The organism is Kitasatospora sp. NPDC001547 (genome assembly GCF_042894165.1).
Classification (GTDB): domain Bacteria; phylum Actinomycetota; class Actinomycetes; order Streptomycetales; family Streptomycetaceae; genus Kitasatospora.
In genome coordinates this window covers 64,437-78,813 of record NZ_JBIAVL010000002.1, presented here as the reverse complement: position 1 = coordinate 78,813, position 14,377 = coordinate 64,437, and the positions used below count along the sequence as shown (strand labels likewise).

The 14,377-nt window shown below is 71.4% G+C and carries 11 protein-coding genes; 4 read left to right on the top strand and 7 right to left on the bottom strand.

Annotated elements, in window-relative coordinates; all coding sequences use genetic code 11:
• Positions 1-12: 12 nt before the first annotated feature.
• From ACFY0X_RS03125 to ACFY0X_RS03110, 4 genes are all read right to left on the bottom strand, one after another.
• Positions 13-1,038 (bottom strand): rod shape-determining protein, encoded by a 1,026-nt coding sequence (locus tag ACFY0X_RS03125; RefSeq protein WP_049648984.1) that lies wholly within the window; start codon positions 1,036-1,038, stop codon positions 13-15.
• A gap of 327 nt (positions 1,039-1,365) precedes the next feature.
• A complete protein-coding gene (gene ndk, locus ACFY0X_RS03120) occupies positions 1,366-1,779 on the bottom strand; it encodes a nucleoside-diphosphate kinase (protein ID WP_380456603.1) in 414 nt (137 codons plus the stop codon).
• Between the two features lie 107 nt (positions 1,780-1,886).
• Positions 1,887-2,237, bottom strand: a complete 351-nt coding sequence (locus tag ACFY0X_RS03115; protein WP_387748204.1) for a DUF4233 domain-containing protein — start codon at positions 2,235-2,237, stop codon at positions 1,887-1,889.
• Between the two features lies 1 nt (position 2,238).
• Positions 2,239-3,630 (bottom strand): bifunctional folylpolyglutamate synthase/dihydrofolate synthase, encoded by a 1,392-nt coding sequence (locus ACFY0X_RS03110; protein WP_387748202.1) that lies wholly within the window; start codon positions 3,628-3,630, stop codon positions 2,239-2,241.
• A 184-nt stretch (positions 3,631-3,814) separates the two neighbouring features.
• On the opposite strand from ACFY0X_RS03110, the gene ACFY0X_RS03105 reads away from it, so the two are divergent.
• From ACFY0X_RS03105 to ACFY0X_RS03095, 3 genes are all read left to right on the top strand, one after another.
• Positions 3,815-5,248 carry a glycosyltransferase family 2 protein gene (locus tag ACFY0X_RS03105; protein ID WP_387748200.1) on the top strand — a complete coding sequence of 478 codons (1,434 nt, stop codon included), beginning with the start codon at positions 3,815-3,817 and terminating at the stop codon, positions 5,246-5,248.
• A 65-nt stretch (positions 5,249-5,313) separates the two neighbouring features.
• Positions 5,314-6,459, top strand: a complete 1,146-nt coding sequence (gene wecB / locus ACFY0X_RS03100; RefSeq protein ID WP_387748198.1) for a non-hydrolyzing UDP-N-acetylglucosamine 2-epimerase — start codon at positions 5,314-5,316, stop codon at positions 6,457-6,459.
• 163 nt (positions 6,460-6,622) lie between these two features.
• Positions 6,623-8,173 (top strand): chitinase, encoded by a 1,551-nt coding sequence (locus tag ACFY0X_RS03095; RefSeq protein ID WP_387748196.1) that lies wholly within the window; start codon positions 6,623-6,625, stop codon positions 8,171-8,173.
• Positions 8,174-8,204: 31 nt separating this feature from the next.
• Here the strand turns inward: ACFY0X_RS03095 and ACFY0X_RS03090 are convergent, their stop codons facing one another.
• Both ACFY0X_RS03090 and ACFY0X_RS03085 read right to left on the bottom strand, forming a co-directional pair.
• The gene (locus ACFY0X_RS03090) at positions 8,205-8,729 is read right to left on the bottom strand and encodes a hypothetical protein (RefSeq protein ID WP_387748194.1); all 525 of its coding nucleotides are present in this window, start codon (positions 8,727-8,729) and stop codon (positions 8,205-8,207) included.
• Between the two features lie 309 nt (positions 8,730-9,038).
• Positions 9,039-11,678, bottom strand: coding sequence for a valine--tRNA ligase (locus ACFY0X_RS03085; RefSeq protein WP_387748192.1), 2,640 nt, complete (start codon positions 11,676-11,678; stop codon positions 9,039-9,041).
• A gap of 190 nt (positions 11,679-11,868) precedes the next feature.
• Between ACFY0X_RS03085 and ACFY0X_RS03080 the strand changes: the two genes are divergently transcribed.
• Positions 11,869-12,696 carry a hypothetical protein gene (locus ACFY0X_RS03080; RefSeq protein WP_387748190.1) on the top strand — a complete coding sequence of 276 codons (828 nt, stop codon included), beginning with the start codon at positions 11,869-11,871 and terminating at the stop codon, positions 12,694-12,696.
• A gap of 69 nt (positions 12,697-12,765) precedes the next feature.
• On the opposite strand, the gene clpX is transcribed toward ACFY0X_RS03080, so the two are convergent.
• The gene (clpX, locus tag ACFY0X_RS03075; protein WP_045696864.1) at positions 12,766-14,055 is read right to left on the bottom strand and encodes an ATP-dependent Clp protease ATP-binding subunit ClpX; all 1,290 of its coding nucleotides are present in this window, start codon (positions 14,053-14,055) and stop codon (positions 12,766-12,768) included.
• Positions 14,056-14,377: the final 322 nt, after the last annotated feature.

Sequence of the window (14,377 nt, the reverse complement as noted above, 5' to 3'; positions counted from 1 at the left end):
TGCGGCGACCTGTCAACGACGCGGCGAGGCGTCGAGTACCTGCTGGAGCGCCTCGAACTCCTCGACGCACTTGCCGGAACCGAGTGCGACGGAGTCCAGCGGGTTCTCCGCGATGTGGATCGGCATGCCGGTCTCGCGGCGCAGCCGCTCGTCCAGGCCGCGCAGCAGGGCGCCGCCGCCGGTGAGCACGATGCCCCGGTCCATGACGTCGCCGGCCAGCTCGGGCGGGCACTGGTCGAGGGTGGTCTTGACCGCGTCGATGATCGCGTTGACCGGCTCGTCGATGGCCTCGCGGACTTCGGCGGCGGAGATGACCACGGTCTTGGGCAGGCCGCTGACCAGGTCGCGGCCGCGGATCTCGGCGTGCTCGTCCTTCTCGCCCTCCAAGCCGAAGGCGCTGCCGATGCTCATCTTGATCTGCTCGGCGCTGCGCTCGCCGAGGAGCAGCGAGTACTCCTTCTTGATGTGCTGGACGATCGCGTTGTCCAGCTCGTCGCCGGCCACCCGGATGGACTGGGCGGTGACGATGCCGCCGAGCGAGATCACGGCGACCTCGGTGGTGCCGCCGCCGATGTCGACGACCATGTTGCCGGTGGCCTCGTGGACGGGCAGGCCGGCGCCGATCGCGGCGGCCATCGGCTCCTCGATGATGTGCACCTGGCGCGCGCCGGCCTGCGAGGAGGCCTCGATGACGGCGCGGCGCTCGACGCCGGTGATGCCGGAGGGCACGCAGACCACGACGCGCGGGCGGGCGAGGTAGCGGCGCCGGTGGATCTTGAGGATGAAGTACCGCAGCATCCGCTCGGTGATCTCGAAGTCGGCGATCACGCCGTCCTTGAGCGGGCGGATGGCGACGATGTTGCCCGGGGTGCGGCCGATCATCTTCTTGGCCTCGGCGCCGACGGCGAGGATCCCGCCGGTGTTGGTGTTCACCGCGACGACGGACGGCTCGTTCAGGACGATGCCCTTGCCCCTGACGTACACCAGCGTGTTGGCTGTTCCGAGGTCGATCGCCAAGTCGCGGCCGATGAACGACAGGTTGCTCGCCATGGGGTGTGGGTGCCTTCCCGGGCTCGGAGTTCATGGGGGGTGGACGAATGTGCGCCCACGCTTGGGCGGAGACCAGCTGAGCTGCCTTACCGGGCCCTAAGTCGCGTCCATCGTAGTCACGCCGCGCGGCACGGACGTCGACGTGGGGCATACCGTCCATTGTCCGGGGCGTGATCGCATCTCCGAGGATTGGGACGCCGTGTCGGCGTCGCCAGTTCCCTATTTCACGATAAGAATGCCCCGGCCGGGCCAATGGTCCCGACCGGGGCGGTACGAACGTCCCGCCGGGCGTGTCGCCCGGGCCCGCTCGTCGAATCAGGCGTGCGCGGGGAAGAAGATCTTGATCTCGCGCTCGGCGGACTCCGGGGAGTCGGAGGCGTGGATCAGGTTCTCGCGGGTGATCGTCGCGTAGTCGCCGCGGATGGTGCCGGCCCCGGCCTCCAGCGGGTTGGTGGCGCCGGCCAGCATGCGGATGCCCTTGACGACCTCCTCGCCCTCGACGATCAGCGCGATCGACGGACCGGAGGTCATGAACTCCAGCAGCGGCTCGTAGAACGGGCGGCCGACGTGCTCCGCGTAGTGCTGCTCCAGCGTCGCCCGGTCGAAGGTGCGCAGCTCGACGGCGGCGAACCGCCAGCCGGCCTTGCGCTCGATGCGGCTGATGATCTCGCCGGCCAGGCCGCGGCGGACGGCGTCGGGCTTGAGCAGGACGAGAGTGCGCTGGGACACGGTGCGTCTCCTGGGGATTCGGTTCGGCAGACAGTCGGGTCGACAAGGGTGCCGACACGGCAGAGATTACCTGGCGTACACGGCGTGTCGGTCCGCCGGTCCGGGCCTCAGGCCTGTACCGCGGCGGCCTCCGCGGCCGCCCGGGCGGCCTTGAACTCGTCCACCTTGCGGCCGTAGTGCACCGAGCACCACCACAGGCCGGCGAAGACCACGCCGAGGCCGAACATGGTCGGCAGGATGAAGCCGCTGGCGATCAGGCCGATCTGCAGCGCCCAGCCGATCTGCACCGCGCCGGGGCGGTTGATCATGCCGCAGAGCAGGACGCACAGCGCCATCGCGATGCCGCTGACGGTCCAGATCTCCGCGTCAGACACGTCGGAGAGCCGCATCGCGACCAGGGCGGCGAAGAGGACCAGCAGCGCTTCGCCGATCAGCGTCGAGGAGCAGAGCGTCCTCATGTCACTTCCTCCCGAGCAGCAGGCGGGCCTCGCCCACCGTGATGACCGAACCGGTGACCAGCACCCCGGCGCCGCCGAGGTCGCCCTCCTCCTCGGCGAGGGTGACGGCGGCGGCGATGGCGTCGTCGAGCCGGGGCTCGACCTGGACGCGGTCCTCGCCGAAGACCTCGACGGCCAGGGCGGCGAGCGCGTCGACGTCCATCGCGCGGTGGGTGGAGTTCTGGGTGATGACGACCTCGGCCAGGATCGGCTCGAAGGCCTCCAGCACGCCGGCCACGTCCTTGTCCCCGGAGGTGCCGATCACGCCGACGAGCCGGGTGAAGCCGAAGGACTCGGTGAGGGCGGCCACGGTGGCGCGGGCGCCGTGCGGGTTGTGGGCGGCGTCCAGGACGATCGTGGGGCTGCGGCGGACGACCTCCAGGCGGCCCGGCGAGGAGACGCCGGAGAAGGCCTGGCGGATCTTCTCCACGTCCAGTTGGCCGCCGCGCGCGCCGCCGACGCCGAAGAAGGCCTCAACCGCGGCCAGCGCGAGGGCCGCGTTGTGCGCCTGGTGCTCGCCGTGCAGCGGGATGAAGACGTCCTCGTACTCCTCGCCGCCGAGGCCGCGCAGCGTCACCAGCTGGCCGCCGACGGCGAGTTCACGGCGGATCACGCCGAACTCCATGCCCTCGCGGGCGACCGTGGCGTCGATCTCGACGGCGCGGCGCAGGATGGTCTCGGCGGCGTCCAGCTGCTGCTGGGCGACGACCGCGACGGAGCCGGTCTTGATGATCCCGGACTTCTCGACCGCGATCTCGCCGGTGGTCTCGCCGAGCTTGTCGGTGTGGTCCAGCCCGATCGGGGTGATCACCGCGACGGCGGCATCGATGACGTTGGTGGCGTCCCAGGAGCCGCCCATGCCGACCTCGACCACGGCGACGTCCACCGGGGCGTCGGCGAAGGCGGCGTAGGCCATGCCGGTCAGCACCTCGAAGAAGGACATCGGCACCGGCTGCGCCGCGTCGACCATCCGCACGTAGGGCTCGATGTCGCGGTAGACCTCGACGAAGCGCTCGGGGGTGATCGGGGCGCCGTCCAGGCTGATCCGCTCGGTGACGAACTCCACGTGCGGGCTGGTGTAGCGGCCGGTGCGCAGCTCGAAGGCGTTGAGCAGCTGCTCGATCATCCGGGCGGTGGAGGTCTTGCCGTTGGTGCCGGTGATGTGGATGGAGGGGAAGGACCGCTGGGGCTGGCCCAGGATGTCCATCAGCGCCTCGATCCGATCGAGCGAGGGCTCCAGCTTGTTCTCCGGCCAGCGCTCGGAGAGCTCCGTCTCGACGTCGCGCAGGGCGTCGCCGGTGCCGCCGTCGGCGGGGCGGATGGTGTACGGGTTCGGGTCGGCCTTGTCGCTCACGACCACAGTCTACGGAGCGCTGGCGGCTCCTCCTCACGGGGTGAGAACGACCACTTTGCCCGTTCTTTCCCATGATCATCTAGTTTCCTCCCTTTACTATTGATTTAGCGACCTGAACCGCAATGAAGCATCGATTCGCAGCCGACAGGAGCCTTCAGCCTTTGATCATGAGGAGCATTGCGCCATGCCCGACGCCCTGCACGAATGGGTCGTGCTTCGCCAGGACGCCGTCGTCTGGGTCGCCGGACTGATCTCGCTGGCCCTCGTCGGCTACATGGCCCTGGTCTTCGGGCGCTTCCTCGTGTACTGGGCGGGCTCCCGGCACGCCTTCCGGCACAACCGGCCCGCCGAGCCCGGCGACCCCGCCACCCTCCAGTGGCACCTGGTGATCCCCTGCCGCGACGAGGAGGCCGTGGTCACCCAGACCCTGGACGGCCTGCGGACCAGCGCGCCCGAAGCCCACCTCTGGGTGATCGACGACGACAGCGAGGACGCCACCCGCGACCTGGTGCTCGCCGCCGCGGCCCGCGACCCGCGGGTCCACCTGGTCCAGCGCCGCCGCCCGCACGCCCGGATCGGCAAGGGCGCCGCCCTCAACGCCGCCTACCGGGAGATCTCCGCCTGGCTGCCCGAGGACACCGACCGCTCCCGGGTGGTGATCGGCGTGGTCGACGCCGACGGGCAGCTCGACCCGGGCACCCTCGCCCAGGTCTGCAACGCCAAGGCGCTCGGCCGGCCCGACACCGGCGCCGTCCAGATCGGCGTCCGGATGCGCAACGCCGACGACGAGCTCCCGCTGCCGGGCCGCGGCCGGGCCGCCAACGCCCTGGCCCGCGCGCTGGTGCGGATGCAGGACGTCGAGTTCCAGGCGAACAACGCCGGCATGCAACTGCTGCGCCGCCGCACCGGCAGCGTCGGCCTCGGCGGCAACGGCCAGTTCGTCCGGCTCACCGCCCTCGACTCGCTGACCGCCGAGGAGGGCCGGGCCGGCCGTCCCTGGCCGGAGCGCGCCCTGCTGGAGGACTACGAGTCCGGCCTCGACCTGCGGCTGGCCGGCTGGCGGCTCACCCACGTCACCGAGGCCCAGGTCTCCCAGGAGGGCCTGATCTCGCTGCGCCGCTTCCTCACCCAGCGCACCCGCTGGGCCCAGGGCAACATGCAGTGCCTGCGCTACACCGGCCGGGTGCTGCGCTCCCCGCACTACACCCTGTCCGGCAAGGCCGAGGTGCTGTACACCTTCCTCCAGCCGGTGGTCTGCGTGCTGCTGGTGCTGCTCTTCCCGCTCTCGCTCGGGATCACCGGCGCCGGGCTGGTGCTCTTCCCGGAGGAGACCGCCGAGTTCCAGCTCCGGTTCGGCCCATGGATGCTGCTCGTCCTCGTGCTCGCCACCCTGCCGATGGTGTTCTGGGGCTTCGCCTACCGCCGGCTCGTCCACCCCGGCCGCGGCCGGCTCACCGGCCTGCTCTGGGGCGTCCTGGTCTGGCTCTACGCCTACCACCTGTTCGTGGTCGCCGCCCGGGCCGCCGTCCGGATGCTGCTCGGCCGCAACGGCTGGGCCAAGACCCGCCGCAACGCCGAGAAGGTCTCCCTCGGCGCCCCCACCGCGCTCGAGTCGTGAGCCCCGCGCCCCGCCGCGCCCCCGCCCCCTCGCCTCCCCTCCCCCACCGCCTCCGGAGTCCCCGCATGAGCCCGTACCTGCCCCCGTCCAGCGTCGCCGTCGTCCTGGGCACCCGCCCCGAGCTGGTCAAGCTCGCCCCGCTGATCCACGAGCTCGGCGACGCCACCCGGCTGGTGCACACCGGCCAGCACTGGGACGAGGCGATGTCCGGCCGCTTCCTGCGCGACCTCGACCTGCCCGAGCCCGAGCTGCTCACCGGTGTCGGCGGCCGCCCCCGGGCCGGCCAGATCGCCCAGTCGCTGGGCCAGCTGGACGCCGCCTTCGCCGAGGACCGCCCGCTCGCCGTGGTCGTCCAGGGCGACACCAACGCCACCCTGGCCGGCGCGCTGGCCGCCAACGCCCGGGAGATCCCGCTGGTCCACGTCGAGGCCGGGCTGCGCAGCTTCGACCGGGCGATGCCCGAGGAGCACAACCGGGTGATGGTCGACCACGTCTCCGACCTGCTCTGCGCCGCCACCGGCGAGAACGTCGCCAACCTGCGCGCCGAGTCGCTGGCCGAGGACCGGATCGAGCTCACCGGCAACACCGTCGTCGAGGTGGTCCGCCGTCAGCTGCCGGACGCGCCCGCCCGCGCCGCGCTGCTCGCCGCGCACGGGCTGCGCCCGGACGCGTACGTGCTGGCCACCGTGCACCGCCCGGAGAACACCGACACCGCCGAGGCGCTCGGCGCGGTGCTCGCCGAGCTGGACCGGATCGCCCGGGCCGGCACCCCGGTGCTGTTCCCGATGCACCCGCGCACCCGGGCCGCCGTCGAGCGGTTCGGCTTGGACGGCCTGCTGGAGCGGCTGGCCGTCACCGGCCCGGTCGGCTACGGCGACTTCCTGGGCCTGGCGAGCCACGCGGCGCTGCTGGTCTCCGACTCCGGCGGCGTGCAGGAGGAGTGCACCGTACTCGGCCGCCCGCTGCTGGTGGTGCGCCGCTCCACCGAGCGCCCGGAGGCGATGGCGGCCGGCTTCGCCGCGCTGGTGCGCCCCGGCGAGGAACTGGGCACCCTGGCCCGCGCCTGGCTCTCCGACACCCCCGAGCGGCTCGCCCGGCTGGCGGCCACCCCGAGCCCGTACGGGGACGGCCTGGCCTCGGCCCGGATCGCCGCCCTGACCGCGGCGATCGCCGAGTCCGCCGAGGCCGAGGTCGAGCTGCTGGCCGCGTAAGGCCCCCTTGACAGCAGAATTGGTCTACTCCACCTTGTGAGGCAAGTCTCCTTTCCCGACAGGGACTTGAGTTGTCGGTAGCTCCCGCACGCACCATCGACACCCCGGACGGCGCTCCTCCCCCACGAGGCGCCGCCGGGCCTCCCCCACTGGAGACGGCCTCATGCCACCTGCCCGACACCGGCGCCCGCGCGCCGTCCACTCACTGCTCGCCGGAGCGAGCGCCCTGGTCATCGGCCTGGGCGGACTCGTCCTGGCCGGCGGCACCGGCGCCCACGCCGCCGACACCGACCTGATCGCCAACGGCGGCTTCGAGAGCGGGAACCTGACCGGCTGGACCTGTTCGAGCGGCACGGTCCAGAGCACCACCACCCACTCCGGCGGCTACGCCCTGCGGTCCACCCCCGTCGGGAGCGACACCGGCGAGTGCACCCAGACCGTCGCGGTGAAGCCCTCCTCCGCGTACACCCTGAGCTCCTGGGTGCAGGGCTCGTACGTCTACCTGGGCGCCCGCGGCACCGGCGGCACCGATCCGAGCACCTGGACCCCGGGCGGCACCGCCTGGTCCCAGCTGAGCACCGGCTTCACCACCGGCCCGAACACCACCAGCGTCACGGTCTACCTGCACGGCTGGTACGGGCAGCCGGCCTTCGCCGCCGACGACGTCTCGCTGCTCGGGCCCGGCGGACCGCAGCCGTCCCCGAGCCCGACCGCGACCGCCACCACCACCGCCTCGCCCAGCCCGACGGCCACCGGGACCGGCAGCTCCTCCCCGACCGCGACGGCGACCACGACGGCGACCCCGACCAAGCCCCCGGGCCTGCCCAAGCACATCCTCACCGGCTACTGGCAGAACTTCGACAACGGCGCCACCGTCCAGCGGATCAGCGACGTCCCGGCCGCCTACGACATCATCGCGGTCTCCTTCGCGGACGCCACCGCCACCCGCGGCGGGCTGAGCTTCACCCTCGACCCCGCCCTCTCCTCCCGCCTCGGCGGCTACACCGACGCCCAGTTCAAGGCCGACATCGCGGCCAAGCGGGCGGCCGGGAAACGGGTGGTGCTCTCGGTCGGCGGGCAGAACGGCACGGTCTGGGTGGGCGATTCCGCCTCCGCCGCGAACTTCACCGGCACCGCCTGGGCGCTGATGCAGAACTACGGCTTCGACGGGATCGACATCGACCTGGAGAACGGCATCAGCTCCACCTACATGGGCCAGGCGCTGCACGCCCTGGCAGCAAAGGCGGGGAGCGGATTCGTCCTCACCATGGCGCCGCAGACGATCGACATGCAGTCGACCGGCATGGAGTACTTCAAACTGGCGCTGAACGTGAAGGACATCCTCACCATCGTCAACATGCAGTACTACAACTCCGGTGCGATGAACGGCTGCGACGGGAACGTCTACTCCCAGGGCACCGAGAACTTCCTCACCGCGCTGGCCTGCATCCAGCTCAAGGGCGGGCTGCGGCCCGACCAGGTGGGCCTCGGGGTACCGGCCTCCACCAGCGCCGCGGGCGGCGGGTACGTCGCCGCGGGCACCGTCAACAACGCACTGGACTGCCTGGCCTCCGGCACCAACTGCGGCAGCTACAAGCCGGACACCACGTGGCCGGGCATCGGCGGCGCGATGACCTGGTCGACCAACTGGGACGCCAAGGCGGGCAACCCGGTCGCCAACACCATCGGCTCCCACCTGCACGCCATGCCGTAACCGGCGCGGCCGGCCTGCCGGAGGCCCGGGCTCAGACCCCGGCCCGGGCCTCCGGCACATGCGCGGCGCCGCCGTGCCGACGGCGCAACTCGGCCGTGATCTCGGCCAGTTCGCCCTCCGGCAGCAGCGGCAGCATCATCGCGACGCCCTGCAGCAGACCGCCCAGCAGGAAGGTGGTGTCGGGCGTCGCCGCCACCAGGCCGCGGACCTCGGCCACCTCGCCGGCCGCCACCGCCTCGATCAGCTGGGCGGCGCTCGCGGTCTCCTCGTCCACCTCGACCCCGCCGGTGTCGTCCGGGGCGCGCCGGGCCATCGCCCGCAGCACCCGGTCGCCGACCTCGGGGGCGTACGCCTTGCGGACGGCCTCGGCGGCGATCCAGGCGAGCAGGGTGGTCACCTCTCGCTCGGCGTGCTCGGCGAACAGCAGGTCCAGCTCGTGGTCGAACGCGAGCTGGTTCCCGTGCCGGAACGCGAGCAGCAGGGTCGCCGCCCTGGCCTTGGCCTCCTCGACCGCCTCGGCAGGCAGTTCGTCGACCAACTCCTCGGTCACCACCACGCCATGCCCTCCCGTCCGTCGCTCAGCTGGAACGCTCAGCGGAAACGCCCATTCGGAAACTCCGTGCACACGGTACACAGCGGACCTGCAAACTTCCGCGAACCCGCGCGGGCAAGACCGGAATCAATTCGCTCGGAATAGGACCTCACCCGGTCGCAGGATGATAATTCGCCGGAAGGGAGCAATGTTCCTGGGCTATTTGGTGTAGTGAAAGCACCGGGAAGCCGTTCCGGAAGCGGGCCCCGGAAAAAGCCCGAGGGGCCGCACCCCGCGTGTCGCGGTGTGCGGCCCCTCGGGACCGGTCCGGGCTCAGCCCTGCGGCAGCGCCGCCAGCTGGGCGGTGATCCGGGCGATGTCGGCCTCGGCGGCCTCCTGGCGGCCTCGGATCTTGGCGACCACCTCGTCCGGCGCCTTGGCGAGGAACGCCTCGTTGCCGAGCTTGGCGGTGGTCTGGGCCTTCTCCTTCTCGGCGGCCGCGAGGTCCTTGGCCAGGCGCTTGCGCTCGGCCTCGACGTCGATGGTGCCGGAGAGGTCCAGCGAGACGGTGGCACCGGCCACCGGCAGCGAGGCGGTGGCCGTGAAGCCCTCCTCGGGGACGGTCAGCCGCAGCAGCGAGCGGATCGCGTCCTCGTGGGCGGCCAGCACGGTGCCGCCCAGCTCCAGCCGCGCCGGGACGCGCTGGCCCGGCTTGAGGCCCTGGTCCGAACGGAACCGGCGGACCTCGGTCACGACCTGCTGCAGCGTGGCGATCTCGGCCTCGGCCTCGGCGTCACGGTACCCGCTGTCCTGCGGCCAGTCGGCGATGACCACCGACTCGGCGCCGGTCAGCGTGGTCCAGAGGGTCTCGGTGACGAACGGCACGATCGGGTGCAGCAGGCGCAGCGTGACGTCCAGGACCTCGCCGAGCACCCGGCGCGCGGCGTCGGCCTGCGGGCCGCCCTTGGCCAGGGTGGTCTTGGAGAGCTCGACGTACCAGTCGAAGACCTCGTCCCAGGCGAAGTGGTACAGCGCCTCGGAGAGCTTGGAGAACTGGTAGTCCTCGTACAGCCCGTCCACCTCGGCCACGGTGCTGTTGAGGCGCGACAGGATCCAGCGGTCGGTCGCGGTCAGCTCCTCCGGCGCGGGCAGCGGGCCCTCGACGGTGGCGCCGTTCATCAGGGCGAAGCGGGTGGCGTTCCAGATCTTGTTGGCGAAGTTGCGGGCCGCCTGGACCCAGTCCTCGCCGATCGGCACGTCGACGCCCGGGTTGGCACCGCGCGCCAGCGTGAAGCGCAGCGCGTCGGAGCCGTACTTGTCCATCCAGTCCAGCGGGTTGACCACGTTGCCGAAGGACTTCGACATCTTCTTGCCGTTCTGGTCACGGACCATGCCGTGCAGCGCGATGGTGTGGAACGGCGGGGTGCCGTCCATCGCGTAGAGGCCGAACATCATCATCCGGGCGACCCAGAAGAACAGGATGTCGTAGCCGGTGACCAGGACGGAGTTCGGGTAGAACTTCGCGAGGCTCTCGGTCTGCTCCGGCCAGCCGAGCGTGGAGAACGGCCACAGGCCGGAGGAGAACCAGGTGTCCAGGACGTCGGTGTCCTGGTGCCAGCCCTCGCCGGTCGGCGGCTGCTCGTCGGGGCCGACGCAGACGATCTCGCCGTTCGGGCCGTACCAGACGGGGATGCGGTGGCCCCACCACAGCTGGCGCGAGATGCACCAGTCGTGCAGGTTGTCGACCCAGTCGAAGTACCGCTTCTCCATCTCCTGCGGGTGGATCTTGACCTTGCCGTCGCGGACCGCGTCACCGGCGGCCTGGGCGAGCGGGCCGACCTTGACCCACCACTGCATGGACAGCCGCGGCTCGATGGTGGTCTTGCAGCGCGAGCAGTGGCCCACCGAGTGGACGTACGGGCGCTTCTCGGCGACGATGCGGCCCTCGGCACGCAGCGCGGCGACGATCGCCGAGCGGGCCTCCAGGCGGTCCAGGCCGAGGAAGGGGCCGTGCACGGTGATGACGGCGTGCTCGTCCATGACGGCAATGTTCGGCAGGTTGTGCCGCTGGCCGATCTCGAAGTCGTTCGGGTCGTGCGCGGGCGTCACCTTGACGGCGCCGGTGCCGAACTCCGGGTCGACGTGGGCGTCGGCGACGATCGGGATCCGGCGGCCGGTCAGCGGCAGCTCGATCTCGGTGCCGACCATGTGCTTGTAGCGCTCGTCCTCGGGGTGGACGGCGACCGCGGTGTCGCCCAGCATCGTCTCGGCGCGCGTGGTCGCGACGACGATGGAGTTCTCGCCCTCGCCGTAGCGGATCGAGACCAGCTCGCCGTCGTCGTCCTGGTACTCCACCTCGATGTCCGAGATGGCGGTCAGGCAGCGCGGGCACCAGTTGATGATGCGCTCGGCGCGGTAGATCAGCTCGTCGTCGTAGAGCTTCTTGAAGATGGTCTGGACGGCCTGGGACAGGCCCTCGTCCATGGTGAAGCGCTCGCGGGACCAGTCCACGCCGTCGCCGAGCCGACGCATCTGGCCGGAGATCTGGCCGCCGGACTCCGCCTTCCACTTCCAGACGCGCTCGACGAAGGCCTCGCGGCCCAGGTCGTGGCGGGACTTGCCCTCCTTGGCGAGCTCGCGCTCGACCACGTTCTGGGTGGCGATGCCGGCGTGGTCCATGCCGGGCTGCCACAGGGCCTCGTAGCCCTGCATGCGCTTGCGGCGGACCAGGGCGTCGATCAGCGTGTGCTCGAAGGCGTGGCCCAGGTGCAGGCTGCCGGTGACGTTCGGCGGGGGGATGACGATGGTGAACGGCGGCTTGTCGCTCTTCGCGTCCGCCGTGAAGTACCCACGCTCTACCCAGCGCTCGTACAGCTCGCCCTCTACGTCCGCGGGGGTGTAGGTCGTCGGGAGGGTTGCTGCTTCGTCCCCGGCAGAGGTGCTCACGGGGCGCTGGTTCGTCGTGTCGGTCACGACGCACAGTTTACGTAACCGGGAGGAGGGTCACGAACCGCTTTCGGTCCGCGGACCCGCCGCGCCCGGACGGGCCCCGGCCGGGTGCCGTGCGGTACCGTGCCCGGGCACTCGTCCGGCGGAACGGACGGGTACGGAACGACCGGACACCACGACAGGCCGCGGATGCGGCGGGGGAGCGCAGACGCAGATGTACGGCCAGGGACAGCAGTACCCGCAGGGACAGCCGCAGCCCTACGGGGGCCAGCCGCAGTACGGCCAGCCGCAGCAGCCCTACGGCGCGCCCCAGCCCCAGTACGGCTATCCGCAGCAGCAGCCCTACGGCGCGCCCCAGCAGCCGTACGGCGTGCCGCCGCAGGCGCCCTACGGCCAGCCGGGCTACCCGGTGGCCCCGCCGCCGAAGGGCAAGGGCGGCCTGGTCGTCGGCCTGGTGATCGGCGCGCTGGTGCTGGGCGGCGGCGGCTTCGCGGCGTGGAAGTTCCTCGGCGGCAGCGACGCGGGCGGCCAGTACAAGCTCAGCGCCCCGCAGACGCTGCTGGACGGCTACGTCCAGAAGTCGGCGAAGGAGGAGGCCGCCGACATGAGCAAGCCCGACGTCGCGAAGGTCGGCAAGGACCTGCACGCGCTGGTTGCCAGCTACAGCAAGGGCACCGACGTCAAGAACGTGGACTCCCTGTCGGTGGTCGGCATCTACGGGGACATCAACGACCCGGACCAGATCATCACCGAGTCGAAGTCCTCGAGCGGCGCGGCGACCTGGACCACGCCGATGGCCGACTACCCGGCGAAGGACAGCCGTGCCTCCGCGGGCAAGCTCAGCTGCGGCGTCATGAGCGTCCTCGCCGGCAAGACCGGCTCGACGGTCTGCGTGTGGGCGGACAAGTCCACCTACGGCCGGGTGACCTTCACCAAGATGAGCCTGACCGCCACCGGTGACACCGGCGGCCAGGGCATCACCCCGGACCAGGCCGCGGAGAAGACCCGGGCGATCCGCGACGCCATGAAGGTCGCCAAGTAGCGCGCGGCACGCGAAGGGGCCCCGCACCGGATCCGGTGCGGGGCCCCTTCGCGTGCCGAAGGCCTCGGGTCAGGCGCTCTTCTCCCGGCGCTCGCGCTTGATCATGTCGCGCGGCACCAGGGTGGGGATGGCGTGCTTGGAGACCACGTCACCGGTGACCACCACGCGGGCGACGTCCTGGCGCGAGGGGACCTCGTACATCACGGACATCAGCACCTCCTCCATGATGGCCCGCAGCCCGCGCGCGCCGGTGCCGCGCAGGATCGCCTGGTCGGCGATCGCCTCCAGCGCGTCCCGGGAGAACTCCAGCTCCACGCCGTCCAGTTCGAACAGCTTGCGGTACTGCTTCACCAGCGCGTTGCGCGGCTCGGTGAGGATCTGGAGCAGCGCCTCGCGGTCCAGGTTGTGCACGCTGGTGATCACCGGCAGACGGCCGATGAACTCGGGGATCATGCCGAACTTGACCAGGTCCTCGGGCATCACCTGGCGGAAGTGGTCGCTGGCGTCCGACTCCCGCTTGGAGCGGATGTTGGCGCCGAAGCCGATGCCCTTGGCACCCGCGCGGCCCTCGATGATCCGCTCCAGGCCGGCGAACGCGCCGCCGACGATGAACAGCACGTTGGTGGTGTCGATCTGGATGAACTCCTGGTGCGGGTGCTTGCGCCCGCCCTGCGGCGGCACCGAGGCGGTGGTGCCCTCCAGGATCTTCAGCAGGGCCTGCTGCACGCCCTCGCCGGAGACGTCCCGGGTGATCGACGGGTTCTCGCTCTTGCGCGCGACCTTGTCGATCTCGTCGATGTAGATGATCCCGGTCTCGGCCTTCTTGACGTCGTAGTCGGCCGCCTGGATCAGCTTGAGCAGGATGTTCTCGACGTCCTCGCCGACGTAGCCGGCCTCGGTCAGCGCGGTGGCGTCCGCGATCGCGAACGGCACGTTCAGCATCCGGGCCAGGGTCTGCGCCAGCAGCGTCTTGCCGGAGCCGGTCGGGCCCAGCAGCAGGATGTTGGACTTGGCCAGCTCGATGGCGTCCTCGCGGCCGTTGCCACCGCTGCGGCCCGCCTCGCCGGCCTGGACCCGCTTGTAGTGGTTGTAGACGGCGACCGACAGCGCCTTCTTGGCGAGGTCCTGGCCGACCACGTACTGGTCCAGGAACTCGTAGATCTCGCGGGGCTTCGGGAGCTCCTCGAAGCGCACCTCGGAGGTCTCGGCGAGTTCCTCCTCGATGATCTCGTTGCACAGGTCGATGCACTCGTCGCAGATGTACACGCCTGGGCCGGCGATCAGCTTCTTCACCTGCTTCTGCGACTTGCCGCAGAACGAGCACTTGAGCAGGTCGCCACCGTCTCCGATGCGTGCCACGAGGTGCTTCCCCTTCGCCAGGGGCCCCGCGGGGGTTCCGGGGCCTGGTGCTGTGGACCGTCAACGCCGACGGCGCTCGGTCTCGCTATCCGACGGTACTCTGCCGGGCCCGTGATTCCGGCCTCTTCGCCAGGTCTGCCCTACGCCCTGGGCGAATTGATACCGAACAGATGCCGTCGCGCGGGCCCGCGGATGGGCCGGGGCGGGGGGGGGGCCCCCGGGGGGCCCCCCCCCCCCCCCGCCCCCCCCCCCCCCCCCGCCGGCGGGGGGGGGGGGGGGGCGCGGGGGGGCGGCGGGGGGGGGGGGGGGGGGGTTTTTTTGG

Coding starts and splice junctions, on each gene's coding strand:
- ACFY0X_RS03115 (WP_387748204.1), bottom strand. CDS start 2,237: ATGAGGACGCTCTGCTCCTCGACGCTGATCGGCGAAGCGCTGCTGGTC.
- ACFY0X_RS03105 (WP_387748200.1), top strand. CDS start 3,815: ATGCCCGACGCCCTGCACGAATGGGTCGTGCTTCGCCAGGACGCCGTC.
- wecB (WP_387748198.1), top strand. CDS start 5,314: ATGAGCCCGTACCTGCCCCCGTCCAGCGTCGCCGTCGTCCTGGGCACC.
- ACFY0X_RS03095 (WP_387748196.1), top strand. CDS start 6,623: ATGCCACCTGCCCGACACCGGCGCCCGCGCGCCGTCCACTCACTGCTC.
- ACFY0X_RS03080 (WP_387748190.1), top strand. CDS start 11,869: ATGTACGGCCAGGGACAGCAGTACCCGCAGGGACAGCCGCAGCCCTAC.